Source organism: Sinorhizobium americanum (assembly GCF_001651855.1).
Classification (GTDB): Bacteria; Pseudomonadota; Alphaproteobacteria; order Rhizobiales; family Rhizobiaceae; genus Sinorhizobium; species Sinorhizobium americanum.
Map to the genome: position 1 here is coordinate 110,905 of NZ_LNQC01000076.1, position 23,767 is coordinate 134,671.

Consider the following 23,767-nt stretch of genomic DNA (forward strand, 5'->3'; position numbering starts at 1 on the left):
TTAGCGCAATGGGCCAGATTCAGTGGTTGAGCTGCGGCGGTGCGGGATCGCCGCCGCCCTCGGGGATCGAATGCCCCTCGTGCCCTCCCATTCCCGGCATGTCGTGCTGCATCGGTTCGTTGGCGCCGTTGGTACCCTGCGGTTCCTCCTGGCTGCGCGCGGGCGTTCCGGTGGCCGGAAAGGTCGCAGCCCCGGCACCCTCTTCGAGCGCGTGCCTGTTGTCGTATTCAAGGCGCTTGCGGTTCTCGACACTTTCCTTGCCCGCGCCGCCCAACGCATCGATGTGCATCATCTCGTGCATGCACATCTTGCCGGCCGTCACGCACATGTTGAGGATCGCGTCGTAGAGGCCCGCCTCGACGGTGGCGAAATAGCGAACCGGTTCCCGCTCGCTCGGCTTTTCAAGCTTCAGATAGGCATCGCGGTTGAGCGCCGTGCCCTGCGATTTTACGCGGGCGACCCAGGCGTCGAAGCCCTGCCGGTCAACGCCGTGGAACTTGAAGCGCATGTGCGAGAAGCCGTCGCCGCTGAAATTTGCCGAGAAGCCCTCGTATTCGCCAGGCTTGTTGATGACTGCATGCAGCTTCGTCTGCATGCCCGGCATGGCGTAGATCTGGCCGGCCAGCGCCGGGATGTAGAACGAATTCATCACCGAGGATGCGGTGATCTTGAAGCTGATCGGCACGTCCACCGGCGCAGCGAGCTCGTTGACGGTCGCTATGCCCTGGTCCGGGTAGAAGAACAGCCATTTCCAATCGAGCGCGACGACCTCGACCGTCAGCGGCTTTGTGTCTGCCGGGACCGATCGCGTTGCGTCGAGCCGGTCGAGTGGCCGGTAGGGGTCGAGTTTGTGCGTGCTGATCCAGGTGACGGCGCCGAGCGCGATGATGATGGCGAGCGGTGCCGACCAGATCACCACCTCCAGCGCCGTCGAATGGTGCCATTCCGGATCATAAGTGGCATTGGTGTTCGACCGGCGGTATCGCCAGGCGAAGAGAAGCGTCAGGAAAATCACCGGCACGATGATCAGCAGCATCAGGACCGTCGAAATGACGATGAGATCGCGCTGCTGCGTGGCGATGTCGCCGGAGGGCGCCATGACCACGAGATCGCAACCCGCAAGCAGCAGGAGCGGCGGCAAGGGGGCGAAGCGGCGGGTAAACTTCAGAAATGCTGGCACTTCCCTGAGCCCTTTCTGATGATGACCGCCCTGCGACTAAAGTAGGAGTGGTTCAAACGGTATGAGGTTTTTGGTCGCACCGCAGCATTCTTGTGCATTGCGGCGTGAAGTCGGGGCATGTCGGCTGCCGGTGATCCTGTCCCGGAAGACCGGGATTTTTACTACGGCAAGCGGCAATTTCGCAATTCAAGACTTGATATGATCCGGTCTTTGATCAACATCCCCTTGAGAGGCGCGGGTAAAGCGGCGCCGAGCAGCGGGAGGCCTTGCTTATGAGAAGTGTGACGCAGCAGTCCCTCGGCCCGTCGTCTTCCTCGATGGAGCGCGACGCGCGGCGCATTCATGACGACAGGCCCGTATCGGCAGGCAATATCGCCATCGGCGTCGTCATCGGGCGCGCCGCCGAATTCTTCGACTTCTTCGTTTACGGCATCGCTTCCGTGGTGGTCTTCCCGCAACTCTTCTTTCCATTCGCCCCTGACCGGCTGACCGCAACGCTCTATTCCTTCGCCATTTTCGCGCTCGCCTTTGTCGCCCGTCCCGTCGGCTCCCTCGTCTTCATGGCGGTCGACCGGACTTATGGCCGCGGCGTCAAGCTGACGATCGCGCTCTTCATTCTCGGCGGTTCGACCGCTTCGATTGCCTTCCTGCCGGGTTATGCAACGCTCGGGGCTTGGGCGATAATCATGCTGGCGATCTGCCGGCTGGGGCAGGGGTTTGCGCTCGGCGGCGCCTGGGACGGGCTCGCTTCGTTGCTGGCGCTCAACGCGCCGCAGCACCACCGTGGCTGGTACGCGATGATCCCGCAACTCGGCGCGCCGATCGGCTTCATGCTGGCGAGTGCGCTCTTTGCCTATTTCCTGATGTCCCTGTCCGAGGCCGACTTCCTCAGCTGGGGATGGCGCTACCCGTTCTTCGTCGCCTTCGCGATCAACGTCGTGGCACTCTTCACGCGGCTCCGACTGGTGATGACGAAGGAATTCGGCATCCTGCTTGAAGAGCACGAGTTGCAGGCAAGGCGGGTCACCGAAGTGCTGCGATTGCATGGGCGCAACGTGCTTATCGGCGCCTTCGTGCCGCTTGCCAGCTTCGCGCTCTTCCATCTCGTCACCGTCTTTCCGCTCGGCTGGGTGGAGATCTACACGGATCACGGCGCAAGTTCGTTCCTGATGGTGCAGTTCGTCGGAGCCATCTGCGGCATCCTTGCCATCGTCGCTTCGGGTCTCGTCGCCGACCGCATCGGCCGCCGCTATCACCTCGGCGTCTGCGCGGTGCTGATCGCTATTTTCAGCTTTGTCGCGCCGATGCTGCTCGAGGCCGGGGTCGCCGGCAGGAACGCTTTCGTGATCGTCGGCTTCAGCCTGCTGGGCCTGTCTTTCGGCCAGGCAGCCGGCGCCGTCGCATCGCGCTTCGGCCGGGCCTATCGCTACACGGGTGCCGCGCTCACCTCCGACCTTTCCTGGCTGATCGGAGCAGGCTTCGCGCCGCTGGTGGCGCTGGGTCTGACAAGCCGCTTTGGTCTGGCGTTCGCAGGCTACTACCTGCTTTCCGGCGCTCTTTGCACCATTGCCGCGCTGATCTTCAGCAAGACGCTTGAGATCCACAACGACTAGCTGGATGGTGCCCTGTCCGGCCCGGGGCTCGCGAGATTTTGGATAGAGGTGCCGTGCCTGCCGGCTTGGCGGCATGCCCGGCCGGAGACGGCGTGTTACACTCCCCGTTCGGTGAAACGGCTGGGTCCGCCTGGGCCCGAAAGGAGAACATGCCCACCTCTGACAGTAGCCTGTTCGATTTTCTCGGGATCATGGCGGTGTTCCTGCTCGTGGCCGCCAACGGTTTCTTCGTTGCGGCCGAATTCTCGCTGGTCTCGGTGCGGCGCAGCCGCGTCGCGGAACTGGTGACGCAAAACCGAATGAATGCGACCGCGTTGCGCCGCGCCGTCGACAATCTCGACGCCAATCTCGCCGCGACCCAGCTCGGGATCACCATCTCGTCGCTCGCTCTCGGATGGATCGGCGAGCCGGCTCTTGCCCATCTGATCGAACCCCTGCTGTCGATTCTGCCGCAGTTCTGGGCCACGGCCGGATCCCATGCCATCGCCTCGGTGATATCCTTCGTGATCATCACCGCGCTTCATATCGTGCTCGGAGAATTGGCACCGAAGAGCCTGGCGCTGCAGCGCAGCGAGGGTACGGCACTTGCGGTCGTCCGGCCGCTTGGCCTTTTCCTGTTTCTGCTCCGGCCTGCAATCCTGGTGCTGAACGGTCTTGGCAATCTGGTCCTGCGTCTCGCCGGCTTGCGGACGGGAGCAGGCGAGGCTTCGCTGCACTCGCCGGCGGAACTGAAGCTTATCGTTGCGGAGAGCCACGAAGCCGGGCTTCTGGATGTCGCCCAGCAGGAGCTGGTGCAGCGTATCTTCAGCATCGGCGATCGCCGGATCTCCGATTTCATGACGCCGCGCGTCGATGTCGACTGGATCGATGCCGACGATCCAGCGGCCGAAGTGCTCAGGACGATCCGCGACTGTCGGCACGAGCAATTGCTGATCAGCAGGGGCAATATCGACGAGCCGATCGGCATGGTGCTGAAGAAGGACCTGCTCGATCAACTGCTCGACGGCAAGCCGGTCAACCCGTTCGGCGTCATCCGCGAACCGCTGATCCTCCATGAGGCAACGCCGGTTTTCCGCGTTCTCGAGCGCTTCAAGTCGGCGCCCGTCCGTCTCGCGACGATTGTCGATGAATATGGAAGCCTCGAAGGCATCGTCACGCAGACGGACCTCTTGGAGGCGATCGCCGGCGAATTGCCGGATCTGGAGGCGGAGGAGCGGACGGTGATTGAACGCGAGGACGGGTCGCTCCTCATCGACGGAATGATGCCCGCCCATGACGCCTTCGACAGGCTGAAGCTCCGCGACCGGCCGCAGGACGGCGGCTATCACACGATCGCGGGCTTCGCGCTGCACATCCTCGGACACCTGCCCGAGGCCGGCGAATGCTTCGAGTTCGACGGTTGGCGCTTCGAGATCGTCGACATGGACGGCAGGCGGATCGACAAGATCCTGGCGACGAGCCTCAGCGAGCCGCAATAAAACACTCTCCAATCCGGCGCCGTCCGCGGAACATAATCCGATCTCGCCGGTTCCGAGGACCTCGATATGGCCGATGCCCGAGCTGGCCCGGAGCAGAGATCGCCGCGGGTTCGGGCAGAGCGGCCCGGGTGAGCGGAGGAAGAGAAATGCCTGCAAAATCGAAGGCGCAGCAGAAGGCGGCCGGTGCCGCGCTCGCCGCCAAGCGCGGCGACATGAAGAAGAGCGAGCTCAAGGGCGCGTCCAAGAACATGGCGGACTCCATGAGCGAAAAGGAGCTCGAGGAGATGGCGTCGACCAAGCGCAAAGGCAAGAAGGAACACGTGTCGAAGTCTTGAGAACGCGCCCTGGAGGCCGATCTGCTGCCACACTTCTGGCGTCGTGAACCTTCGGCCGGTGACGATCCGGCTACGCCGCTTGCGGCAAAGACGTGCCAAATCAAAGGGATAAGGTTTTCGTGCCAGCTTCGTTTTGGTGATTTACACCAGGAACCGGGGACCATATTTTAGGCTCGGCACCCCGGTGAGAAGGACGGACGAATGAACGAACCAAAAGCCCGTACGGAAGCGGACGCAGACATGGCCGTCGAGGAGCGGATCGCATTCCTGTTGGGCAAGATCGAAAAGGAGCCGGTGCCGCAACGACTGCTTGAACTGGCGCAGCAGTTGCAAGAGGCGCTCAACGCCCGCAGGAAGTGACGGGCACGGGTGTGCATGCCATCTAATTCAGGGGATTTCCGTGCATCTGCACGGTTAATTCGTCGCGGGCGCGGCTTAGCCGACTCTTTATCGTTCCGATCGCGCAATCGCAGATATCGGCTGCCTCTTTATAGCTCATGCCAAAACCTGCAACGAGCACCAGCACTTCGCGGTGCTCGGGAGAAAGACATCCCAAAGCCGTCCGAAGCTCGCCGTTGAGCACAGACCATTCCTGGGAGGGAGCCGTCGGGATCGGCAACTCCGCGCAGTTCGTGCTTCCGGGGCCTTCGCGCGTGCGGATCTTGTATTGGGTGCGGAAAGCGTTGCGCATTATGGTGAACAGCCATGATTTGAGGCTCGTGCCCGGTGCGAACTGGTCGATGCTGCGCAGGGCGCGTAGCAACGTTTCCTGCACGAGATCGTCCGCCTCGAAGGACGCCGACGTGAACGTCCGGGCAAAGGCCCGCAACGCCGGTATCAGGTCCACGACCTGCGCTTCAATCTGCGGTGATGGCTGCGTCGCGTGACCGGCGGTGGCAGGCATATCGACTATCGCCCTTCTGGCCCTGAGTGCTTTTTTGGTGACGCGAAGGAAAATGCCTGTCCGGGGTTTTGGTTCCTAGCAAGGCGGACAATTCACGGCGTTTGGCATCGGAACAACGTCGGCAGCACCCGTCCGCCCGCGCACACCGCTTCTATGCGTCTCTCCTGGTCCGGCACGATGCCCGTTTCAGAGCGCGCGAAAGATTCTCGCCGGAAGGTGTCAAACGGCCTGCGGGAACCAAACGCCGTCGCACCCGGTTAGGTGGGTCTTAAGATAAGGAGAAAACCATGAAGAAGTTTGCCTTGATTTGTGCCGCCCTCTTGCTCCCTGCGTCGGCAATCGCTCAAACGGCCGTAGTGCTCCCGGGTGATGTCAGGACCTATGTCATGGAGCAGCAGACGCCGTCCGTCGTCTATGAGGGGGAGATCGTCGTTGGACAACCTCTGCCCGAAACCGTGGAGATCCATACGATCCCCGATCAGCCGGATTTTGGCTATGCGATCGTTAACGAAAAGCGCGTGGTCATAAATCCCAAGACCCGCGCGGTGGTGGAAGTGGTCCAGTAAGTCCGGATCAGTCGGCATGGCGGAGTGCCGCCATGCCGCCTTTCTCGTCTTTTGCGCAGTGAGGCGACGATGCAGGATGTTGAATTTCAGCTGGCAGCCCACCGGGAAATCCTGATCGCCCTACTCTCGGCCTTAGCGCGCCATGAGGATGTATGGCCGGAGATCAATCGAGTCCTTGACGAAGTCCGGATCGTCCAGGATCACGAGGAAGATCCTGGGATCGTTCCCTCGGAAGCCTTCGCGAGGCAGAATGCCCTGACCGATGAGATCACCGCAATCCTGCGGGCAGCGACGATGCGTGCCGCGCTGGATCCGGACGCGCTGCCACGCAGTTAAACAGCAAAGCCGAGCAAATTTGTAGGGAACCGCACTCGCTGTTGGGGCGTTAACCAAAAGTCCGCGGTTTCGCCGCGAAGGTCCACGTCAACAGAAGGGATTGAATCGTGCGACAACGAGTGAAGAAAATGCGTCCGAGAGTTGCCCGGCCGCCGGAAAATCCAAATCACAGCAAAAAGCCGCCAAGGAACGCATGGCAACCGCAGGTCGCCGTGCCCCATCAGGTCGATTTGCCCCTCAAGAAATCGCCGGATGAGGAGATCGCGGTGCCGGCATCCGTTAATGGCAGGAGCCTCGTAGATGGCCGGCCCTGAAGACAAGCCCCCGATGGATAAGGCGATGCGCGTCCGTGATGTGATGTCACGCCAAGTCTACACCGTCTCACCGACCGATACGGCGCAGTCTGTCGCCCGGCTGATGAAGGAAACGGGAGTGGGCGCATTGCCGGTGGAGGTTCCAGGGGTGGGTACGATCCTTGGGATCGTCACCGATCGCGACATACTCGTCTCGGTCGTCGCCCAGGGGTTGTCGACATCGACGGCGGTGTTCGAGTTCATGACGGTGGCGGCCGAATCCTGCGAGGAAGGAGACAGCATTCTGCTTGCCGCTCAGAAGATGCATGATCTGAGGATACGACAGCTCGTCGTCGTCGATGAAAAGCATCACGCCGCCGGCATCATCGCGCTGGCGGACATCATTCGGGTAAGCCCGGAACTCGGCGGCCTCGTGCGTGACGGCATGTCCCGCCAGCAACCGGAAAAGCAGCAGCTTGAAGGAATGTCGCCATGCCCGGCCTGACGCAGGACCGCCTGTGGAGCGAAGCGGTGATTCTTGAAGGAGAGAACCGCGTTCTTCGGGTGCAAAGCACGCGGGATGCATTGCTCTGCCTCAAGAACCATTGGCCAATGGCGGACGGTGAGGGGAATGCGAGGAGCGAGGCTCTCGCCGCCTGCGATCGGGTGATCGACGGACAGGACGAGCCGGATGTCGCTCGCGGCGCCTTCATCAAAGCGGCCGAGGAGGCCCAGTTCGCCGTCCACAGCTGGACAGGCAATGAAGGCACCTGATCGCGCGTTCCTACTGCGGCGCTGAGGAAAACCTGACGCTGGTCAGGTCCTGCTGTCGGAACGGTTTTGTCCGGCGGCCGGCGGGTCGTAGCGGCGCGCCATCGCGGCTTGTACTTCCGTCTGGAATGCGAGCACCTGGCTGCGGATGTCGTCTTCCCTGAGGCCAAACTGCAATAACTCGTCGGCAAGTTTGCGGCACTCTGTTTTCCAATAGTGCAGAGCGGCGTTTCCGTGAATCCGGTCGAGCTCGCGGGCGCAACGATCGACTTCGCTGCTGCGCGCTTGGAGGGGAAAGGCGACGATGCCGCCGGCCTTGAACATACTTTTCCGTTCGTTCACTTCAGCTTCCATCGAATCACCCTGCACTCGCCTTACGGGAAGCTCTATCGGCAAGTTGGTTAACGATTCCCTTCGCTCGTTCGACGCGGCTTATCCGAAGTCCACGAATTTTTCCCTCACCGGGAACAAATCCCGGCAGTTCCGGTTTAGCCTTCGGAACGCGTGGAACAGTTCCCTCTCCGCAAGCCCCTACGGATCCGCGCGTTCCACATGCGGATGCGGAAAATGGGCCTCGCCACCTGGCGGGGCTTCCTTTTGGCGCGCCCATGTCCGGATCCTGTCCTACGCGTCGCGTTCAAAGGTATTCACGCAGCGCGCTTCAGGTCTTTGTTTTTTGTGCAGGTCGTCATCACAAAACCGCTGCACGCTTTTGGGCACATGCATTAGCGCAGCAGCCCCTGGCCGCCGTCGACCCAGACGGGGCTGCCGGTGATGTGCCGTGCCTCATCCGAGACGAGGAAGCGGATGAGTTCTGCGACGTCTTCGCTGCGCCCGGGCCTGCCGCCAGTAATCGGAACCTGTCCGTCCGGCCACTCCACCGCGATCGCCGTTTCCTGCTCGTGGCGCAGGCTCGTATTCTCGGCAATGCTGGTGTCGATCTCGCCCGGGCAGACGGCGTTGACGCGGATCTGGTGCTTGGCCAGTTCGAGGGCCAGTTGCTGGACCATGGCGACCTGGGCAGCCTTTGTGGCCGTATAGGCGGTGGCGCCCGGCGTGGTGAAGGTTCGCGTCCCGTTTATGGAGGAGACGACCACGATGGCGCCGCCACCATTGCGTTTCAGATGGGGGACTGTCGTGTGCAGAGTGAGAAAGGTGCCTCGCAGGTTGACGGCGATCGTTTGGTCCCATTCGAACGGCTTCAGATCGTCGATCGGCGCCCAGACGCCGTTGATACCGGCATTCGCGACGACTATGTCGAGTCCGCCGAAGGCGGAAACGAGCTCGTCCACCGCCTCGCGCATCGGCGCTTCTTCAGAGACGTCTGCCTCGAGGACCAGCGCTTGTCCGCCTTCGCTGCTGATTTCCCGGGCGACCTCTTCGAGCTCCAGCCGCGTGCGGCCGAGCACGCCCACCTTGGTGCCTCTTCTAGCAAGGAGACGTGCCGTGGCCCTGCCGATGCCGGATCCCGCGCCGGTGACGAGCGCGACAGAGGAGGCGTCGCCCATGGCTAGTGCTTTTTCGCGCGGTCGGTCGGGATCGTCGAAACCGTTACTGAAACGGGATCACTCGCCGGGAAGCTGTCCTCAAGCCCCTCGTCGAGCTGCCGTTCCATCTCGTCGGTATCCTTGTTGTGACGCGCACTGCGGCGCATATTCGTCTGGTCCGCGTGGCCTTCGCCATTCTCAAGGATATCGGTCGCGGTGTTGGCGAGTTCCATCATCACCGCTTTGGCGCGCTCCACCGCATTCATGCGGTTTAGGGTGCGGGACGCGTCGTTGCGCAGGGAGACGGAGACGATCTCACCCCCCTCGCCGACGAACTCAACGGTGAAACCGGCCCTTCCACCCTGTTCCGGGATAACCTGTGTGCCGACGACGTGCATATGCTCATCCTCCTGGTCGCGGACCGGCCGGGGTCGATGATTGATCTCATCGGGCGACCGAGGTCCGGCTGGCGTTTCCTGTGTGCCTCAGGCAAACGACCCCGCATTTATTTTGGTTCCACCGGTCGGGCGACACTGACTACCGGGCTTCCGCCTGCTTCGACCTTCGGCCGGCTGCGCTGGAAATCTTCCTATGCAGCGCTTGATCGTCCTCGCTCGCCGCATGCTTTTTCAAAATTTCGCTGAGACGCTTCAGTTCCCCATCATCAAGTTTTTCAATTCCGATGAAACGGTTCTCGGCCTCGCTCGTCAGAATGAGCTCATCCAGTTTCGCCTGGAGCGCCGTGCCGTCGCGATTCTGCGAATTTTGCAGAACGAAGACCATCAGAAAGGTCACGATCGTCGTGCCGGTGTTGATGATAAGTTGCCATGTCTCGGAAAAATCGAAGAGCGGACCGGTGAAACCCCAAAGCGCCACCGTTGCGACCGCGACCACAAAGGTGACCGGCCTGCCGGAATATTCCGCGACGGTTGTCGAAAATCTGCTGAAGTTATTCGCCATCCGAGAGACCGTTCCTTTCATTGCGATAATCACGGAATTGTCCCGGCCGCGGCCGGCCAATCCGGAAGCGGAAGTCCGCTTCTCGTCGGCTCGCTGTAAATGCCTGAAACCAAAAGAAAGTTCCCGGAGCTCGACGTTGCCTCGGAGGAGCCCGGCGAGATCTCAGGTTCAGGCCAAGGCGGATGAGCCCTTTGCGGGCGGACGGCTATTCACTCGGCGGCCGATACGGCTCGCCGGCGACGTCCACGCCCGCCGCCGTAACAACGGTCAGGAATGCCTCGCGGGAAGCGGCAAGGAAAGCGGCGCGGGCGTCCTCCGGTCTTTTGCGATGCTTCAGCGCCGCGTTGCAGGCGCGCACCGCGCAGCCGTAATAGGCGCCATGCCGGACCGGCCACTCGCTTTGCAGGCATGTTATCGCGTCGAGCGGCCCAATGACGGTGCGGCATTTGCCGTCCAGCATGTTGAGGCTGACGGGCTTCTCCCATGGAATCTCAATCATGGCCGTCCTTTCGCCTCCTGCAGGTTGGGCGCTCCGCTTGGATCGCGAAGGCGGGTTCGCGCGCTCTAGACTATGCGCCACTATTGGCTGCGAATCGATATGTGTGCTTCCTCTGCGGCCTTGATGAAGGCACGACGGGCTTTCTCGGTCGCGATCTTGCCGTCCAGTGCCTGGAGGCAGGTCCGCTTAGCGGCGGCGAGCGCGCGGCCGTCGTGTTGCGGCCATCGCAACAGCAGGCATTCGACAGCCTCCCGTGTGCTTTTTACGGCGCGATAACCGCCCGTTTCGCCGAGCTCCAATTCGACGCTCTTGTCCCACCAGAAACAGTGCATGACGCTTTGCCTCGCCCGCTGGTTTGCCGGTGAAAATCAAACTGATGGAGCCGGCCTTTGGTTCCCGCGCGGCGGCGAAGTCGCCGCAGCAACGGCGCGTATGAACGACGCAAGCAATGCGATGGTGGCTCACTCTTGCGTCTTGACGCCCAGGACGATCTCGCTAAGTAAAGAAACGCTCCCGCTCTCAGACATCGGATCGCGGGAGGAACATTGGTGCCGGGCCCCTCTGGCGAGAGTTATTACGGCGCTCTCGTGATGTCGGTACCGCCAGCAAATCAGCCGGCGGAAAACGCTACCATGAAAACTCGACTCATGCTCCACGCATGTGGCCATTCGGCCGTGCGTTCTTTTCTATGCATCCTCCCGTTTGCAAGCGCGACGAAGTCGCGGGCAGGGGAGGCTCGCCAATGACACAGTCTCGCTCGCAGTCGGCAGCACTTGGCTATTTCAAGTGGGCCTTTCTCACCACGGCCGCCGGTCTCGTTCTCGGCGCTTGGGTCGGTTGGCAATCGACCGGCACCTTGAGCGGCATGATGACGGTCTTCTTCGTCTGTGCCGTCCTCGCTGTTCTCGAAATCTCCCTGTCTTTCGACAACGCCATCGTCAACGCCAACAAGCTCAAGGACATGACGCCCATCTGGCAGCAGCGGTTCCTCACCTGGGGAATCCTGATCGCTGTCTTCGGCATGCGCATCGTCTTTCCGCTGCTGATCGTGGTGATCGCGGCGAATATCGGGCCAATCGACGCGGTCATCCTCGCGGCGGCGCGGCCGGAGGAATATGCCCGCATCATGCATGAGGCACATCTGCCGATCGCCGCTTTCGGCGGAACGTTCCTGATGATGGTCGGCCTCCATTACTTCTTCGACCATGAGAAGGACGTGCACTGGATCGCCTGGATCGAGCGCAAGATGGCCCGCTTCGCGACCATCAGGGGCATCGAAATCGCCTTCGTGCTCGCCCTCATTCTCGGCTTCTCGACCTTGCTCGAGGGGGAAGAGGCGGTCGCCTTCGTGCATGCGGCGGTCTACGGCCTGCTGACATTCCTGGTGGTCGAGATCGTCGGGGGTCTCCTGGATGCCACCGAGCAGACGATGAGCGCCGCCGCACGCGGCGGCTTCGGTGCCTTCCTCTATCTGGAAGTGCTCGACGCCAGCTTCTCCTTCGACGGCGTCATCGGCGCCTTCGCCCTGACGCAGAACCTGTTCATCATCGCCATCGGCCTTGGCATCGGCGCCATGTATGTCCGCTCGATGACGGTGATGCTGGTCGAAAAGGGAACGCTCAGCGAATATCGTTACCTGGAGCATGGCGCCTTCTATGCGATCCTGATCCTCTCCGTGGTGATGTACTTTCAGACGCTGATGCATATCCCCGAGGTCATCACCGGGCTGGGCGGCGCAGGCCTCATCGGCCTTTCGCTCTGGTCGTCGATCCGCCACAACCGGCGCCAGGCACAAGGGGAGGCCTTGGCGGGCGAGCCGGACGGACGGCTTCGCGCCTAGTTCTGAACGCCACTGCTTGAAAATGGGACGGCCCGGCAACCCCATGCCGGGCCGTCTTATTTTGCCCGATCGTTTGCAGTGCCCTAGCCATTTGCATCAGCAGCATCACGAGACGCTTGCCACTGCACAGGCCAAAGGCGGAGCATGCCAGAACCGCCTCCTCATTTTGGGTCTCCCGGAGCGGCGCGGAGCTCACCCGCCATCCATCGAAATGCCGCGCGCGAGATTTCGCTTCACGCCTTTCGTTGCCGGAAAAGGGTCACAGTTTCGGGCGAAGGCCGACCAGGCCGGGGACGCTTCCCGGAGGATTCGTTATCAGGAAACGAGGCGGAGGAACGCACTTGAACGCCAGCCCGAACGATCTTGCGCTGATTGCCGTCATGCGCCGCTATTTTCAGTTGAAGGACGAGGCGAACGCGTTGAAGCAGCGGTTGGAGGCGGCCCGCAGGGATGCCGGCGAAGAAATCACCCGCTTCTATGACCCGCGGCTCAACGCCCACCATGCCGACGATATCCTCGCCTGGCATCGGCTCCGGAAGGAGCAGGAAGAACTGATGAGCCTTGCGGCGCGATGGGGACGGGGCGGCAGCATCGAAGACTACCCTGTCGAAACGGAGGCGCCGGCTAAAACAGAAGCGCCGGCGGAAACCGTTCATATGCTCGGCATCCACGCCCTGACGGACTGACGGACCATTGCAGCAATAGTCTCAGACACTCGCGCCCGCCGGGCGCGAGGTCTTTCACACGAAGGAGCCCGAAGCGCTATTGTGCCGGCGGCGTAGCGGGTGCGGGTGTGGTGGGCGCCGGGGTTGTCGGTTCCGGTGTCGCCGGTGCCGGCGTCGTTGGTGCGGGTTCGGGTGCCGGCGCGGGAGCGGGTTCGGGTGCCGCAGGGGCGGGAGCGGGCTCTGTCGGGGCCGGTGCCGGTGGCGTCTCGGCGGTCTGTTCGGTGCCACCCGGCATCAGAAAGATTACCGCGAGGATGACGATCGCGACCACTATGATACCGATGATCACGTTTCTGTTCATGGAAGAATTCCTCCGATACTGGAGATCCATCCTGGGTTGATGGTCTCGACTCGATTATTGGAGCGGCCAGTCTGCTTTGCAATCAGAGATCAGTGAACACGACCCATAATCACCCTTGAACAGGGTGATTCGCAACCCGACGGCCTGATTTCCGACACGCGCGCCTTTGTCGTGGCTGCCACGGCACGGCCGTCGGTGGGCGCTGAGGCGTTAGAAAACTGCCAGATACCGCAGCAGCGACAGGACGCCGATGATGATCACGATCACCTGGACGATCTGCTTGGTCCGTCCGTCCAGCGGCAGCCGGTTGACGAGGTAGAGCACCAGGATGACCACGAGAAAGGTCACAAGCACACTGATCAGTAAGGACATGTATTTCCGCTCCTGTTGCGTTGCTTACCAAGCTTTACCTATGGGAGTGGAAGCGGAAGGAAAGGCCTGAGCCGCTGGAGCGCAACAGGGCCGCTTTGCGTGCAATAGAGCGTCAGCGCGAAATCCGCGCGCCTCGATCATTCTTTGCGCAAAAAATTTCGAGTGACGTAGGCGGGAATGGACCGAGCGGGACGGATCTCGAAGAAGGCGTTCGTTCTATGAGAAAAGGTTTTCTCATATTGACATCTGTCGTGCGAAAAGGTTTTCTCACTTGCATCTTCGTGAAGGAGGCCGATTTGACGACGCAACGGGCCAGAGGCGGGCGCGTGACGATTCACGATCTGGCGCGGGTGGCCGGCGTCAGCGTCTCGACGGTATCGAAGGCGCTGAACGACAATGGCCGCATGGCCGCAGAGACGCGGGCGCGGATCAAGCGGATGGCCGCTGAAATCGGCTTCCGGCCGAACGCACTGGCGCGCGGGCTGCTCTCCAGCCGGTCGTTCACCATCGGCCTTCTGACCAACGACACCTATGGCCGCTTCACCCTGCCGGTCATGGCCGGCATTTCGGACGCATTGGTCGATCACGGCGTCTCGGTCTTCCTCTGCGCCATCGAGGACGACCCCGCCCTTGGAAAGGTCCATGTCGACGCCATGCTGGACAAGCAGGTGGACGGCATCATCGCGACAGGCAAGCGGATCGACAGGTCTCTCCCGGTCGATCTCGCTGGCCTGCCGGTGCCTGTTGTCTATGCCTTCACCGCCGGAGCCTCGGATAGCGTGACGTTCACCGCCGACGACGCGCAGGGGGCGGCGCTCGCTACGGCCTGGCTCAAGAAGCTCGGTCGCCGCAGGCTCGTGCATATCACCGGGCCCGAGGATTTTGTGTCTGTGCGCGAGCGCGCCTCCGCTTTTGCAAGTGAGGCGGGCGAAGGTGGCTCGGTGCGCTATGGCGTCTGGTCGGAGAGTTGGGGACATCAGGCGGTTGCTGACCTCTGGAGCGCTGGCGGCCCGCTTCCGGACGGCATCTTCTGCGGCAACGACCAGATCGCCCGCGGTGTCGTCGATGCGCTCCGCGAGCGCGGCGTGAAGGTGCCGGAGGATGTCTCCGTCATCGGCTTCGACAATTGGGAAATCCTGGCCGAGCAGACCCGACCGCCGCTGACGACAATCGACATGAACTTGAAGGAACTCGGCAGGGAGGCCGGGTTGATGGTGCTTGCACTCGCCGAGGGACGGCCGGCCGAGCCGGGCTTGCGCAAGCTGCCCTGCAAGCTGGTCGTCCGGCAATCCTGTGGTGGCGCCCAGACCAACTGAATGAGCGCGCCTGAATAGGCCTGGCCGGCCACGTGCGACTGAACGAGGAAGAGGGAGCCTGCATTGAAGCGGCTCCGGTCAAGAGGAGGAATGGAAAGTGTTGAAGAGATTGCTTGCAACGACGCTTGCCTACGGGCTGGGGCTCTCCGTTGCTTCTGCCGAAACGATCAGCATGTGGGTGCGAACCGGCATCGGCGACTCCTTCAAGGAAGTCGTCAAGGCCTACAATGCGGCCGGTGAGGACAAGGTGGAACTGACCGAAGTTCCCTTTTCCGAACTTGTGCAGAAATACGCCACCGCCATCGCCGGCGGCCAGGCGCCGGATGCGCTGTCGCTCGACTTGATCTACACGCCGGCCTTTGCCGCCGCCGGTCAACTCGAGGACCTGAGTGAATGGGCGAAGTCGCTTCCCTATTTCAGTTCGCTCTCGCCGTCGCATGTCAAGCTCGGCACCTATGAGGACAAGATCTACGGCCTTCCGCTTTCGGTCGAGACATCGATCTTCGCCTGGAACAAGGAGCTCTACCGCAAGGCAGGCCTCGATCCGGAAAAAGCGCCGAAAACCTGGGGGGAGATCACCGCCAATGCCGAGAAGATCCGCGCGCTCGGTGGCGATACCTACGGCTTCTACTTCTCCGGCGGCGGCTGCGGCGGCTGCATGATCTTCACCTTCACGCCGCTGGTCTGGGGGGCGGGTGCCGACATTCTCTCCCCCGACAGCAAGAAGGCGACACTCGACACGCCTGAGATGCGCAAGGCCGTCGACATCTATCGCAACCTTGTCGCTAAGGACACGGTGCCCGCCGGTTCCGCCAGCGACAACGGCGTCAATTTCCTGACCTTCACGAATGGCAAGATCGGCCAGCAGAGCATCGGTGCCTTCGCCATCGGCACGCTCGTCACCCAGCATCCGGAGATTGACTTCGGCGTCACGCTGATCCCGGGCGTCGACGGCAAGCCGTCCTCCTTTGCGGGCGGCGACAACTTCGTCGTTACCAAGGGCACGCCGAAGCTCGAGGCGGTCAAGAAATTCCTCGAATTCACCTATTCGATGGAGGGCCAGAAGATCATGGCGAAATACGGCAGCCTGCCGACCCGTGGCGATATCGCCGGTGAGGTTCTCGAAGGCCTCGACCCGCGTCTCAAGGTCGGCATCGAGGCGATCGCAGTCGCAAAGACGCCCTATACGCTGCAGTTCAATGATCTGATCAACTCGTCGAACGGCCCGTGGGCAACTTTCATCAATGCGGCAATCTACGGTGACGATGTGGACGGCGCCTTCTCGAATGCGCAATCCGAGATGCAGTCGATCATCGACGCGGGCCAGTAGCCCCGTACCGCTGGGAGGGTAAGTTGCCCTTCCAGCACCCGCAACCTGGATCGAAGAAACACGCATGACGATGTCGGGCATCGCCTTTCCGTCGCTGCATCACCGCAAGAGGAAGCGGTCCGGCTGGCGTGGACTACTCTATATTGCACCCGCGATGGCGCTGGTGACAGTGTTCTTTGTCCTGCCGGTGCTCTTCACCGTCTGGATGAGCCTGCACAAGTGGCCGCTGCTCGGGAAGCCGGCATGGATCGGTTTCGGCAACTATGTGCGCATGGTGAGCGACGCGCGCTTCATGGCGGCGCTCGGCTTTACCGCGCACTATACGATCATCGTCACCATCGCGATCTTCGCCCTCGCCTTTCCGTTGGCGATGTTCGTCGAGAAGCCGCGGCCGCTGGTCTCCGCCTATCGAACGATCATCTTCCTGCCGGTCGTCGTCGGGCTCGCCTCGGCCTCGCTGCTGTGGGTGTGGCTTGCCAATGTCGACAGCGGTCTCTTCGCCCCGCTCATGCAGCGGCTCGGGCTCACCAATGGCCGCATCAACCTGCTGGCCGATTTCGATACGGCATTCCTGACCATCATCGTCATGGTCGTCTGGAAGATCGCCGGCTTCACCATGATCATCCTGCTCACCGGCCTGCAGGCAATTCCGGCGGAACTGACGGAGGCCGCCCGCATCGACGGCGCCCGACGCTGGCAGCGATTCCGCTATCTGACGCTGCCGCTGATGCGCCGGACCATGGCGCTGGCACTGATCCTGTCGGTCACCGGCTCCATCCTCGCCTTCGACCAGTTCTACATCATGACCAGCGGCGGCCCGCAGAACCGCATGATCTCGGTCGTCTACTACATCTTCAACCAGTCGTTTGTGTCCTTCAACCTGGGCTATGGCGCGGCACTTTCGATCGCGCTGCTCGCCATTCTCGTCACCATCAGCATCTTCCAGCTCTGGCTGCTCAATGTGGGGGATGAGAGGCCATGAGGACGCGCCGGGAAATCCGCGCCCGCAAGGCGCTGCGCGACCGGGTCGCCTTTCATGGGGTCGGCATCGGCACGGCGTTCTTCTTCCTGGCTCCTTTCGGGATCGGCTTCCTGGCATCGTTCCGGCCGAACAGCGAATCCGGTCTGCCGCCGCTGCCGCCATGGCCGCTGTCAGGTATCAGCTTCGATGCCTATCGCATCCTCGACGGCTTCGGCTCTGGCGTCTGGCAGCACACAATGAACTCGCTGGTGGTGTCGCTCGGAACCGTGGTCTTGACCGTCGCGGTCAGCGTGCTTGCCGGCTATGGCTTCTCCCGCTACCGCTTTCCTCTGAAGAATGCGCTTTTCGTCCTGATTATCGCCACGCTGATGATCCCGTTCCAGTCGATCCTGACGCCGCTTTTCATCATCCTGGCGCGCCTCGGCCTCAACAATTCGCTCTTCGGCCTGATGCTCGTCTATGTCACGCTGCAGCTGCCGTTCTCGGTCTTCATGATGCGCAACGCCTTCGACGCGGTGCCGAAGGAAATCGAGGAGGCGGCCCGCATCGATGGCGCGCGCGATCTTCGGCTTCTCGTCCGGGTACTGCTGCCGCTTGTCATGCCCGGCATCGCGACCGTGTCGATCTTCGCCTTCCTCAATGCCTGGAACGAGTTCTTTGCGGCCCTCGTGCTGCTCTCCAGCAACGACAACTATACGCTCCCGGTGCTGATGACGGCCGTCCGCGCCGGCCGCCTCGGAGCGATCAACTGGGGTGCAGTCCAGGCCGGCGTCGCCGTCATGGTGGTGCCGTGCCTCATCGTCTTCCTGCTGCTGCAACGCTACTACATGCGCGGGCTGATGGCCGGCGCGGTCAAATAACGAGAGAAAGGCACATCATGAGCAATAAGGACCGTCAGTTCAGGCCCGTCGCCGTTCCGGATGTCCGGGTTGGAGGATTCTGGGGCAAGTGGCAGGATGCCGTCTGCGACGCCACGGCCGAGATCCTGCTCGACCGTTGCGTCGAGGCGGGCATGCTGCAGGCGCTCGACGTGAGGCGCGCCAACCCGGGGATCGTCATCCCCATCCAGCCTTGGGGCGGAACGACGCAGATGTTCTGGGATAGCGATCTGGCGAAGTCGATCGAAACCATTGCCTATTCCCTCTACCGCAAGCCCAATCCGCAGCTGGAGGCCAGAGCCGACGATATCATCGACATGTATGAACGGCTGCAGGACAAGGACGGCTATGTGAATTCCTGGTTCCAGCGGGTGCAGCCGGACCGACGCTGGACGAACCTGCGCGACCATCACGAACTCTATTGCGCCGGACACCTCATCGAAGCGGCCGTCGCCTATTTCCAGGCGACCGGCAAGCGCAAGCTGCTCGACGTCATGTGCCGCTTTGCCGACTACATGATCGGCAAATTCGGCCACGGCGAGGGGCAGATCGCCGGCTATTGCGGCCACCAGGAGATCGAGCTCGCGCTCGTCAAGCTGGCGCGCGTCACCGGCGAGAAGAAGTATCTCGAGCTTTCGAAGTTCTTCATCGATGAGCGGGGCCAGGAGCCGCACTTCTTCACCGAGGAGGCGATCCGCGACGGCCGTTCGCCGAAGGACTATATCCAGAAGACCTACGAATACAGCCAGTCCCACGAGCCCGTGCGCCGGCAGAAGAAGGTGGTCGGCCACGCGGTCCGCGCCATGTACATGTATTCCGGCATGGCCGATCTCGCCACCGAGTACAGGGACGACACGCTCACAACAGCGCTCGAGACATTGTGGGATGATCTGACGACCAAGCAGATGTATGTCACGGGCGGGATCGGCCCTTCGGCGAAGAACGAAGGCTTCACCGACTATTACGATTTGCCGAACGACACGGCTTATGCCGAGACCTGCGCCTCGGTCGCCCTGGTCTTCTGGGCAAGCCGCATGCTCGGGCGCGGGCCGAACCGGCGCTTCGCCGACATCATGGAACAGGCGCTTTACAATGGCGCGCTCACCGGCCTTTCGCTCACCGGCAAGACCTTCTTCTACGACAACCCGCTGGAAAGCACCGGCAAGCATCATCGCTGGAAATGGCACAATTGCCCCTGCTGCCCGCCCAACATCGCCCGGCTCGTCGCTTCCGTAGGTGCCTATATGTATGGGGTGGCGGCAGACGAGATCGCCGTTCATCTCTATGGGGAAAGCACCGCGCGGCTCGAACTCGGCGGCTCAAATGTCACGTTGCGGCAAGTGACGAACTATCCATGGGACGGCAAGGTCTCGATCCGGCTCGAACTCAAGGAACCGCGCCAATTCGCCCTGTCGTTGCGCATTCCGGAATGGGCGGAGGGCGCCAGCCTGTCGGTTAACGGCGGCCGCATCGACCTCGGTGCCGTGATGCTGGACGGCTATGCCCGCATCGAGCGTGAATGGACCGATGGCGCTGAGGTTTCGCTCGACCTGCCGCTCACGCTTCGTCCGCAATACGCCAATCCGAAGGTGCGGCAGGATGCCGGCCGCGTCGCGCTGATGCGCGGGCCGCTGGTCTATTGTGCCGAGGAGGTCGACAATGGCGGCGATCTCAGCGCCATCGTCGTGCCGGAACACCTGCCTGAAACGAAGACTTCGATCATGAGAGACCTCGAAGATGCAGTCGCCGTGGAACTGCCCGTCGAGCGTGAGGACACCCAGAACTGGGGCGAGGCGCTGTATCGTTCCAAGCCGGCGGCCAGACACGAGGCAAAACTCCGCCTGGTGCCCTACCACCTCTGGGACAATCGCGCGCCCGGCGAGATGCTCGTCTGGCTTCAAGCCGAGAAGCGTGGCGCCTAGATGACCGAACGGGATAGCATCGGCGTGGCACTTAGCGGCGTGCGCAAGAGCTTCGGCGCGCTGCAGGTCGTGCATGGCATCGACCTGACGATCAGGGACGGAGACTTCGTCGTCTTCGTTGGACCGTCGGGCTGCGGAAAATCGACGCTCTTGCGCATGATCGCCGGGCTCGAGGAGGTGACCGACGGGGAAATCGCCATCAAGGGGCGCGACGTGACGGATCTCGATCCGTCGGAGCGCGGCATTGCAATGGTCTTTCAGTCCTATGCGCTTTATCCGCATATGAGTGTGCGGGACAATCTTGCGTTCGGACTGAAGATGGCCCGTACCGAGCGCACCGAAATCGAGCGACGCGTCGGGCAGGCCGCCGAAATCCTCAAGATCGACCATCTGCTCGACCGGCGGCCGGGGCAATTGTCGGGCGGCCAGCGCCAGCGCGTCGCGATCGGCCGGGCGATCGTGCGCAAGCCGGACGTCTTCCTGTTCGACGAGCCGCTTTCCAATCTCGATGCCGAGCTGCGCGTCTCCATGCGTGTCGAGATCGCGCGGCTGCACCGCGAACTCGGCAATACGATGATCTATGTGACGCACGACCAGACCGAGGCGATGACGCTCGCCGACCAGATCGTCATCCTGCGGGACGGCAGGATCGAGCAGACCGGGACGCCGCGCGACGTCTACGAGCATCCCGTCAACGCCTTCGTTGCCGGCTTCATCGGCTCGCCGCGGATGAACCTGCTTGACGCGGAATGGCGAGGCTCGGGAAAAATGCGGCTTGCCGGCTGCGAGATGGATGCCTGCCTGGACGGGCTTCGACCCGGCGAAGGGATCGTCTTCGGCATGCGGCCCGAGCATATGAGGGTGGTTGCCAATGGACCGGATGCGGTGCAGGCGGCCGTGGAATTCACCGAGTATCTTGGTGGCACGCGCTACGTCTACTGCAAGCTCGGCGATGGGCAGAATGTCGTCGTGGAATTGCGGGAAGGCGACGACATCCCGGCGGGATCGGCGGTATGGCTGACGGCGCCGCGCGAGCACCGACGGTATTTCCATGCGAGCGGCGCGCGGATCGGCTGAGCCTTGACGAGCAGGGCGAAGTGCAGGCTTGCCGTCAAAACTGCGCCACGCCGCGATAGTGGCTTGGAATGCCCGCGGCTTCATGGCATTTCGCGAGGCTCTCCAGCCAGCGAGCCAGGTCCTCCGGAATCTCGGCCTGTCCGCCTTCCATCGCCTCGATCCAGGAAAGCTGGCACTGGAGTGCGGATGTCAGGTCGATCGCCGTCCATCGCAAACTGGCGAGACATTCGGCAAAACGTTCGGGCGTCATCTGCAGGTACTTCGTTGCTGGCGCTTCGAGTTGCGCCGCCCTGTTATTGACCGGTCTGCCGTAGTGCGGGGTTCCCTTGGTAACAGGCTGTTGTCGGGCGCCTATCCTGCGGATCGAAGGGCGGTAGCGCTCCTCTTGCCAGACAGCCCGTCCTTATCAGTTTTGCCTTCAGCGCTTTCCGCTTCGCATCGTTTGCGAAGGCAGGACGCCGAAGCGCTTCTTGTAGTCTGCTGCGAAGCGGCCAAGATGGGTGAAGCCCCATTTTAGGGCGATCTCGGCGACGCTTTGGGCCTCATGGGTGTTCATGAGATCCTGGTGGGCGGCGGTCAGCCGCAATTCGTGCAGATAGGCCATGGGGGTGGTCATGCGGAACAGCCGAAATCCCTGCTGCAGCGTGCGCACGCTGACCTTCGCCGCCGCGGCAATTTCAGCCATGGTAATCGGCTCCGCGATATGGGCCTGCATGAAATCGATCGCCCATTTCACATGCCGCGGCGCCGGCAGCGGCGCCGTACTGGCAAGCTGATCCGAGTAGCGATGTGGAACGGCTTCCAGTATGAGATGGGTCACCGCATCGCCGAGCGACGCAAGGGCGAGCGGCGATTGCCGCAGGGGGGCGTCGCCCCGCAGTCCCTGGCACGTGGTTTCGACGAGTTGTGCCAGAGCCAGCCCCGGTCCGGCGGTGAGGTCCATATGCGGGTAGAATTCAAGATTGCCGCTGATTGTCCGCTCCAGCATGTTGATCAGGTGATTGGTAATCTTGCGCTGGTCGATGAACAGAGTGAAATGCCGGCGCGGGCCATATAGCCGAACGCGTTCGCTGCGCGCCCCATCGACGATCGTTCCCTGGCCGGGCCGTGACCAGATTTCCCTGCCACCGGGCTCAAACAGGGCGGCTCCTCGTGTCGGCACGAAGATCAGCAGCTTGTCGCTCGGCGCCTGCCGCTTGCATTCCATTTCGCCTTCATAGGCGCAGCTGCCGAAGGAAATAACCCCGGTCGAATAGAACTCGCAGTCAAACGAAAGAGCTTCGCCGCTCAGCTTCTCGACCTTGATTGGAGAGGCGGGCGTGGACAGGACGGCTGCAAGTTCATCCGGATCGAAGCCGTGAAATGATGTAGCTGCAATAGAAATCCTGTCCACTTCGCTGTTATCCTCCCCTAGCGGAGGCGGGACTGGCCACAAGGCAAAACCGAAATTGAGGCCGTCGGCTGCAGCTGCCGGCGCATCCATTTTCCGCATCCCAGGTCCGTGAACCTACCCCGCTATCCCATTCTCGCGAATGAAGAATCGCACGGCGCTATTCGTCCTTGCGGACGGACGAAAGCTCTACAAAAATATCGGGCGGCCGAGACATCTCGGCGTGATACGGACAGAAACTGCGCGCTGCGGATATTCACGTTTCGGGATGTCCACAAGGCGATCAACTTGCGATCGAACTTGTCCTGCGCCACGTGCTTCGGCGTCGAATAGCCGGCCAGAGTCGGGCGGTCCGGCCTGACTACAAAATGCGCTACGGCTGGCTCTTGTCGCAGAGCCGCAGACGCGATGCCGCTCATTCGCGATTGTCGGAGCCGTTGTCTTTTGTGTTCGTTGGGCCAGGTTCCTGTAGGGGAGGGTGGTCCGGAAACAGATCTTTGATCTTGTAGGCGACCTCGGTCCTGTTGGCCGCCTTGATCTTTTTCATGATGTTGCGGACGTGAACCTTGACCGTGCTTTCCCGCAGGTTGAGTTCGTAAGCGATGACCTTGTTCGCCTTTCCACGCCGCAGGGCCTCCACAACCTCCGCCTGGCGATCGGTGAACAGACCGGCTAGCGGTCGTTCGACGGCACCCTCCGTTTCGAACAGGTGGCGCATCGCGAACACACTGCTTGCGGGAACGAAGATGCCGCCTGCCAGGGAAAGGGAGATAGCCTCGATACAGACATCGACGCTTACCGAGGAAGGAATATAGCCCTTTGCGCCATATTTCAGCGCTTTCACGATCTGTGTCAGGTCGTCCCTGTCGGACAGGACGATCACCGGTACCGGGGCGACCTCCGATGCGAGTGCCGTAATGTCCTGTTCGACTGCCGGATCATCGATCTTCTTGTCGGCGATGTTCAAGAGGATGGCCGACGGCGGCGCACCTTCCTCGCGTTGCAGTCTCCATTCGGCGGAGGACTCGAACGTGACGATGGGATTGCCAGGATGGTCGGCAGCGATGTTTCGCGCAAGGCTGTCGCGCCAGAGCACTCGCCCGTCGATCACGACAAGGTGTCGCTCTTGCGGCAGCCGCGCTTCCGTTTCCCTATCGTGCGATGTTTCGCCAAGGTGCTCGTGAGCAGGCCCGGTTTGGGCCTCCCCGCGGT

Annotated in this window: 29 protein-coding genes; 16 read left to right on the forward strand and 13 right to left on the reverse strand. The window is 62.0% G+C overall.

Going from position 1 to position 23,767, the window contains the following annotated elements; translation table 11 throughout:
* Positions 1-19: 19 nt before the first annotated feature.
* Positions 20-1,180: a ubiquinol oxidase subunit II gene (gene cyoA, locus ATC00_RS24610; RefSeq protein ID WP_064254767.1), complete on the reverse strand. Its 1,161-nt coding sequence runs from the start codon at positions 1,178-1,180 to the stop codon at positions 20-22.
* Positions 1,181-1,452: 272 nt separating this feature from the next.
* Here cyoA and ATC00_RS24615 point away from each other — a divergent pair, with 272 nt between their 5' ends.
* The 4 genes from ATC00_RS24615 (at position 1,453) to ATC00_RS33080 (ending at position 4,966) form a co-directional block, all read left to right on the forward strand.
* Positions 1,453-2,793, forward strand: a complete 1,341-nt coding sequence (locus ATC00_RS24615) for an MFS transporter (protein ID WP_037380541.1) — start codon at positions 1,453-1,455, stop codon at positions 2,791-2,793.
* Between the two features lie 149 nt (positions 2,794-2,942).
* Positions 2,943-4,271: a hemolysin family protein gene (locus tag ATC00_RS24620; protein WP_064254768.1), complete on the forward strand. Its 1,329-nt coding sequence runs from the start codon at positions 2,943-2,945 to the stop codon at positions 4,269-4,271.
* Positions 4,272-4,417: 146 nt separating this feature from the next.
* Positions 4,418-4,606, forward strand: coding sequence for a DUF3008 family protein (locus ATC00_RS24625; RefSeq protein WP_037380535.1), 189 nt, complete (start codon positions 4,418-4,420; stop codon positions 4,604-4,606).
* Between the two features lie 201 nt (positions 4,607-4,807).
* Positions 4,808-4,966: a hypothetical protein gene (locus tag ATC00_RS33080; RefSeq protein ID WP_082912547.1), complete on the forward strand. Its 159-nt coding sequence runs from the start codon at positions 4,808-4,810 to the stop codon at positions 4,964-4,966.
* A 22-nt stretch (positions 4,967-4,988) separates the two neighbouring features.
* Here ATC00_RS33080 and ATC00_RS24630 read toward each other — a convergent pair whose 3' ends face one another.
* Positions 4,989-5,510, reverse strand: a complete 522-nt coding sequence (locus tag ATC00_RS24630; RefSeq protein ID WP_037380532.1) for a sigma-70 family RNA polymerase sigma factor — start codon at positions 5,508-5,510, stop codon at positions 4,989-4,991.
* Between the two features lie 287 nt (positions 5,511-5,797).
* On the opposite strand from ATC00_RS24630, the gene ATC00_RS24635 reads away from it, so the two are divergent.
* The 4 genes from ATC00_RS24635 to ATC00_RS24650 all read left to right on the forward strand — a co-directional run bounded on the left by ATC00_RS24635 (position 5,798) and on the right by ATC00_RS24650 (position 7,479).
* Positions 5,798-6,076: a DUF1236 domain-containing protein gene (locus ATC00_RS24635; protein WP_064254769.1), complete on the forward strand. Its 279-nt coding sequence runs from the start codon at positions 5,798-5,800 to the stop codon at positions 6,074-6,076.
* 69 nt (positions 6,077-6,145) lie between these two features.
* Positions 6,146-6,412: a hypothetical protein gene (locus ATC00_RS24640; protein ID WP_064254770.1), complete on the forward strand. Its 267-nt coding sequence runs from the start codon at positions 6,146-6,148 to the stop codon at positions 6,410-6,412.
* Positions 6,413-6,712: 300 nt separating this feature from the next.
* Entirely contained in the window at positions 6,713-7,210 is a 498-nt protein-coding gene (locus ATC00_RS24645; RefSeq protein WP_037380524.1) for a CBS domain-containing protein, read from the forward strand.
* Positions 7,198-7,479, forward strand: coding sequence for a DUF982 domain-containing protein (locus tag ATC00_RS24650; RefSeq protein WP_064254771.1), 282 nt, complete (start codon positions 7,198-7,200; stop codon positions 7,477-7,479). Before ATC00_RS24645 ends, ATC00_RS24650 begins: the two co-directional genes overlap by 13 nt.
* Positions 7,480-7,521: 42 nt before the next feature.
* On the opposite strand, the gene ATC00_RS24655 is transcribed toward ATC00_RS24650, so the two are convergent.
* The 6 genes from ATC00_RS24655 to ATC00_RS24685 all read right to left on the reverse strand — a co-directional run bounded on the left by ATC00_RS24655 (position 7,522) and on the right by ATC00_RS24685 (position 10,754).
* On the reverse strand, positions 7,522-7,830 hold the full coding sequence (locus ATC00_RS24655; protein ID WP_037380517.1) for a DUF6074 family protein: 309 nt from the start codon (positions 7,828-7,830) through the stop codon (positions 7,522-7,524).
* A gap of 371 nt (positions 7,831-8,201) precedes the next feature.
* The gene (locus tag ATC00_RS24665; RefSeq protein ID WP_064254773.1) at positions 8,202-8,984 is read right to left on the reverse strand and encodes an SDR family oxidoreductase; all 783 of its coding nucleotides are present in this window, start codon (positions 8,982-8,984) and stop codon (positions 8,202-8,204) included.
* 2 nt (positions 8,985-8,986) lie between these two features.
* Positions 8,987-9,361, reverse strand: coding sequence for a hypothetical protein (locus ATC00_RS24670; RefSeq protein WP_064254774.1), 375 nt, complete (start codon positions 9,359-9,361; stop codon positions 8,987-8,989).
* Between the two features lie 139 nt (positions 9,362-9,500).
* Positions 9,501-9,923: a low affinity iron permease family protein gene (locus tag ATC00_RS24675; protein WP_064254952.1), complete on the reverse strand. Its 423-nt coding sequence runs from the start codon at positions 9,921-9,923 to the stop codon at positions 9,501-9,503.
* A 205-nt stretch (positions 9,924-10,128) separates the two neighbouring features.
* A complete protein-coding gene (locus tag ATC00_RS24680) occupies positions 10,129-10,422 on the reverse strand; it encodes a DUF982 domain-containing protein (RefSeq protein WP_037380510.1) in 294 nt (97 codons plus the stop codon).
* 80 nt (positions 10,423-10,502) lie between these two features.
* Positions 10,503-10,754: a DUF982 domain-containing protein gene (locus ATC00_RS24685; protein ID WP_064254775.1), complete on the reverse strand. Its 252-nt coding sequence runs from the start codon at positions 10,752-10,754 to the stop codon at positions 10,503-10,505.
* A gap of 410 nt (positions 10,755-11,164) precedes the next feature.
* Here ATC00_RS24685 and ATC00_RS24690 point away from each other — a divergent pair, with 410 nt between their 5' ends.
* A complete protein-coding gene (locus ATC00_RS24690; protein WP_064254776.1) occupies positions 11,165-12,262 on the forward strand; it encodes a DUF475 domain-containing protein in 1,098 nt (365 codons plus the stop codon).
* Between the two features lie 341 nt (positions 12,263-12,603).
* Positions 12,604-12,948, forward strand: a complete 345-nt coding sequence (locus ATC00_RS24695) for a hypothetical protein (protein WP_064254777.1) — start codon at positions 12,604-12,606, stop codon at positions 12,946-12,948.
* A gap of 76 nt (positions 12,949-13,024) precedes the next feature.
* On the opposite strand, the gene ATC00_RS31660 is transcribed toward ATC00_RS24695, so the two are convergent.
* Entirely contained in the window at positions 13,025-13,288 is a 264-nt protein-coding gene (locus tag ATC00_RS31660; protein WP_037380506.1) for a hypothetical protein, read from the reverse strand.
* A 210-nt stretch (positions 13,289-13,498) separates the two neighbouring features.
* On the reverse strand, positions 13,499-13,660 hold the full coding sequence (locus ATC00_RS33085; protein ID WP_018237148.1) for a Thivi_2564 family membrane protein: 162 nt from the start codon (positions 13,658-13,660) through the stop codon (positions 13,499-13,501).
* 296 nt (positions 13,661-13,956) lie between these two features.
* On the opposite strand from ATC00_RS33085, the gene ATC00_RS24705 reads away from it, so the two are divergent.
* The 6 genes from ATC00_RS24705 to ATC00_RS24730 all read left to right on the forward strand — a co-directional run bounded on the left by ATC00_RS24705 (position 13,957) and on the right by ATC00_RS24730 (position 21,165).
* Entirely contained in the window at positions 13,957-14,976 is a 1,020-nt protein-coding gene (locus ATC00_RS24705) for a LacI family DNA-binding transcriptional regulator (RefSeq protein ID WP_064254953.1), read from the forward strand.
* A 97-nt stretch (positions 14,977-15,073) separates the two neighbouring features.
* A complete protein-coding gene (locus tag ATC00_RS24710) occupies positions 15,074-16,306 on the forward strand; it encodes an ABC transporter substrate-binding protein (RefSeq protein WP_064254778.1) in 1,233 nt (410 codons plus the stop codon).
* Positions 16,307-16,370: 64 nt separating this feature from the next.
* A complete protein-coding gene (locus ATC00_RS24715; RefSeq protein ID WP_064254779.1) occupies positions 16,371-17,288 on the forward strand; it encodes a carbohydrate ABC transporter permease in 918 nt (305 codons plus the stop codon).
* Positions 17,285-18,148, forward strand: a complete 864-nt coding sequence (locus ATC00_RS24720) for a carbohydrate ABC transporter permease (RefSeq protein ID WP_064254780.1) — start codon at positions 17,285-17,287, stop codon at positions 18,146-18,148. Before ATC00_RS24715 ends, ATC00_RS24720 begins: the two co-directional genes overlap by 4 nt.
* Before the next feature lie 17 nt (positions 18,149-18,165).
* On the forward strand, positions 18,166-20,088 hold the full coding sequence (locus tag ATC00_RS24725; RefSeq protein ID WP_064254781.1) for a glycoside hydrolase family 127 protein: 1,923 nt from the start codon (positions 18,166-18,168) through the stop codon (positions 20,086-20,088).
* Complete coding sequence (locus ATC00_RS24730) at positions 20,089-21,165, forward strand: ABC transporter ATP-binding protein (RefSeq protein ID WP_064254782.1); 1,077 nt, start codon at positions 20,089-20,091, stop codon at positions 21,163-21,165.
* 34 nt (positions 21,166-21,199) lie between these two features.
* Here ATC00_RS24730 and ATC00_RS24735 read toward each other — a convergent pair whose 3' ends face one another.
* The 3 genes from ATC00_RS24735 to ATC00_RS24745 form a co-directional block, all read right to left on the reverse strand.
* Entirely contained in the window at positions 21,200-21,415 is a 216-nt protein-coding gene (locus ATC00_RS24735) for a hypothetical protein (protein WP_037380487.1), read from the reverse strand.
* A gap of 168 nt (positions 21,416-21,583) precedes the next feature.
* Positions 21,584-22,558 (reverse strand): AraC family transcriptional regulator, encoded by a 975-nt coding sequence (locus tag ATC00_RS24740; protein ID WP_064254954.1) that lies wholly within the window; start codon positions 22,556-22,558, stop codon positions 21,584-21,586.
* Positions 22,559-22,970: 412 nt separating this feature from the next.
* Complete coding sequence (locus tag ATC00_RS24745) at positions 22,971-23,690, reverse strand: LuxR C-terminal-related transcriptional regulator (protein WP_234782420.1); 720 nt, start codon at positions 23,688-23,690, stop codon at positions 22,971-22,973.
* Between the last annotated feature and the right edge of the window lie 77 nt (positions 23,691-23,767).

Coding starts and splice junctions, on each gene's coding strand:
- ATC00_RS24650 (WP_064254771.1), top strand. CDS start 7,198: ATGCCCGGCCTGACGCAGGACCGCCTGTGGAGCGAAGCGGTGATTCTT.
- ATC00_RS24730 (WP_064254782.1), top strand. CDS start 20,089: ATGACCGAACGGGATAGCATCGGCGTGGCACTTAGCGGCGTGCGCAAG.
- ATC00_RS24690 (WP_064254776.1), top strand. CDS start 11,165: ATGACACAGTCTCGCTCGCAGTCGGCAGCACTTGGCTATTTCAAGTGG.
- ATC00_RS24630 (WP_037380532.1), bottom strand. CDS start 5,510: ATGCCTGCCACCGCCGGTCACGCGACGCAGCCATCACCGCAGATTGAA.
- ATC00_RS24665 (WP_064254773.1), bottom strand. CDS start 8,984: ATGGGCGACGCCTCCTCTGTCGCGCTCGTCACCGGCGCGGGATCCGGC.
- ATC00_RS24680 (WP_037380510.1), bottom strand. CDS start 10,422: ATGATTGAGATTCCATGGGAGAAGCCCGTCAGCCTCAACATGCTGGAC.
- ATC00_RS33085 (WP_018237148.1), bottom strand. CDS start 13,660: ATGTCCTTACTGATCAGTGTGCTTGTGACCTTTCTCGTGGTCATCCTG.
- ATC00_RS24655 (WP_037380517.1), bottom strand. CDS start 7,830: ATGGAAGCTGAAGTGAACGAACGGAAAAGTATGTTCAAGGCCGGCGGC.
- ATC00_RS24625 (WP_037380535.1), top strand. CDS start 4,418: ATGCCTGCAAAATCGAAGGCGCAGCAGAAGGCGGCCGGTGCCGCGCTC.
- ATC00_RS24615 (WP_037380541.1), top strand. CDS start 1,453: ATGAGAAGTGTGACGCAGCAGTCCCTCGGCCCGTCGTCTTCCTCGATG.
- ATC00_RS33080 (WP_082912547.1), top strand. CDS start 4,808: ATGAACGAACCAAAAGCCCGTACGGAAGCGGACGCAGACATGGCCGTC.
- ATC00_RS24675 (WP_064254952.1), bottom strand. CDS start 9,923: ATGGCGAATAACTTCAGCAGATTTTCGACAACCGTCGCGGAATATTCC.
- ATC00_RS24720 (WP_064254780.1), top strand. CDS start 17,285: ATGAGGACGCGCCGGGAAATCCGCGCCCGCAAGGCGCTGCGCGACCGG.
- ATC00_RS24735 (WP_037380487.1), bottom strand. CDS start 21,415: ATGACGCCCGAACGTTTTGCCGAATGTCTCGCCAGTTTGCGATGGACG.
- ATC00_RS24715 (WP_064254779.1), top strand. CDS start 16,371: ATGACGATGTCGGGCATCGCCTTTCCGTCGCTGCATCACCGCAAGAGG.
- ATC00_RS24645 (WP_037380524.1), top strand. CDS start 6,713: ATGGCCGGCCCTGAAGACAAGCCCCCGATGGATAAGGCGATGCGCGTC.
- ATC00_RS24670 (WP_064254774.1), bottom strand. CDS start 9,361: ATGCACGTCGTCGGCACACAGGTTATCCCGGAACAGGGTGGAAGGGCC.
- ATC00_RS24725 (WP_064254781.1), top strand. CDS start 18,166: ATGAGCAATAAGGACCGTCAGTTCAGGCCCGTCGCCGTTCCGGATGTC.
- ATC00_RS31660 (WP_037380506.1), bottom strand. CDS start 13,288: ATGAACAGAAACGTGATCATCGGTATCATAGTGGTCGCGATCGTCATC.
- ATC00_RS24620 (WP_064254768.1), top strand. CDS start 2,943: ATGCCCACCTCTGACAGTAGCCTGTTCGATTTTCTCGGGATCATGGCG.
- ATC00_RS24685 (WP_064254775.1), bottom strand. CDS start 10,754: ATGCACTGTTTCTGGTGGGACAAGAGCGTCGAATTGGAGCTCGGCGAA.
- ATC00_RS24635 (WP_064254769.1), top strand. CDS start 5,798: ATGAAGAAGTTTGCCTTGATTTGTGCCGCCCTCTTGCTCCCTGCGTCG.
- ATC00_RS24640 (WP_064254770.1), top strand. CDS start 6,146: ATGCAGGATGTTGAATTTCAGCTGGCAGCCCACCGGGAAATCCTGATC.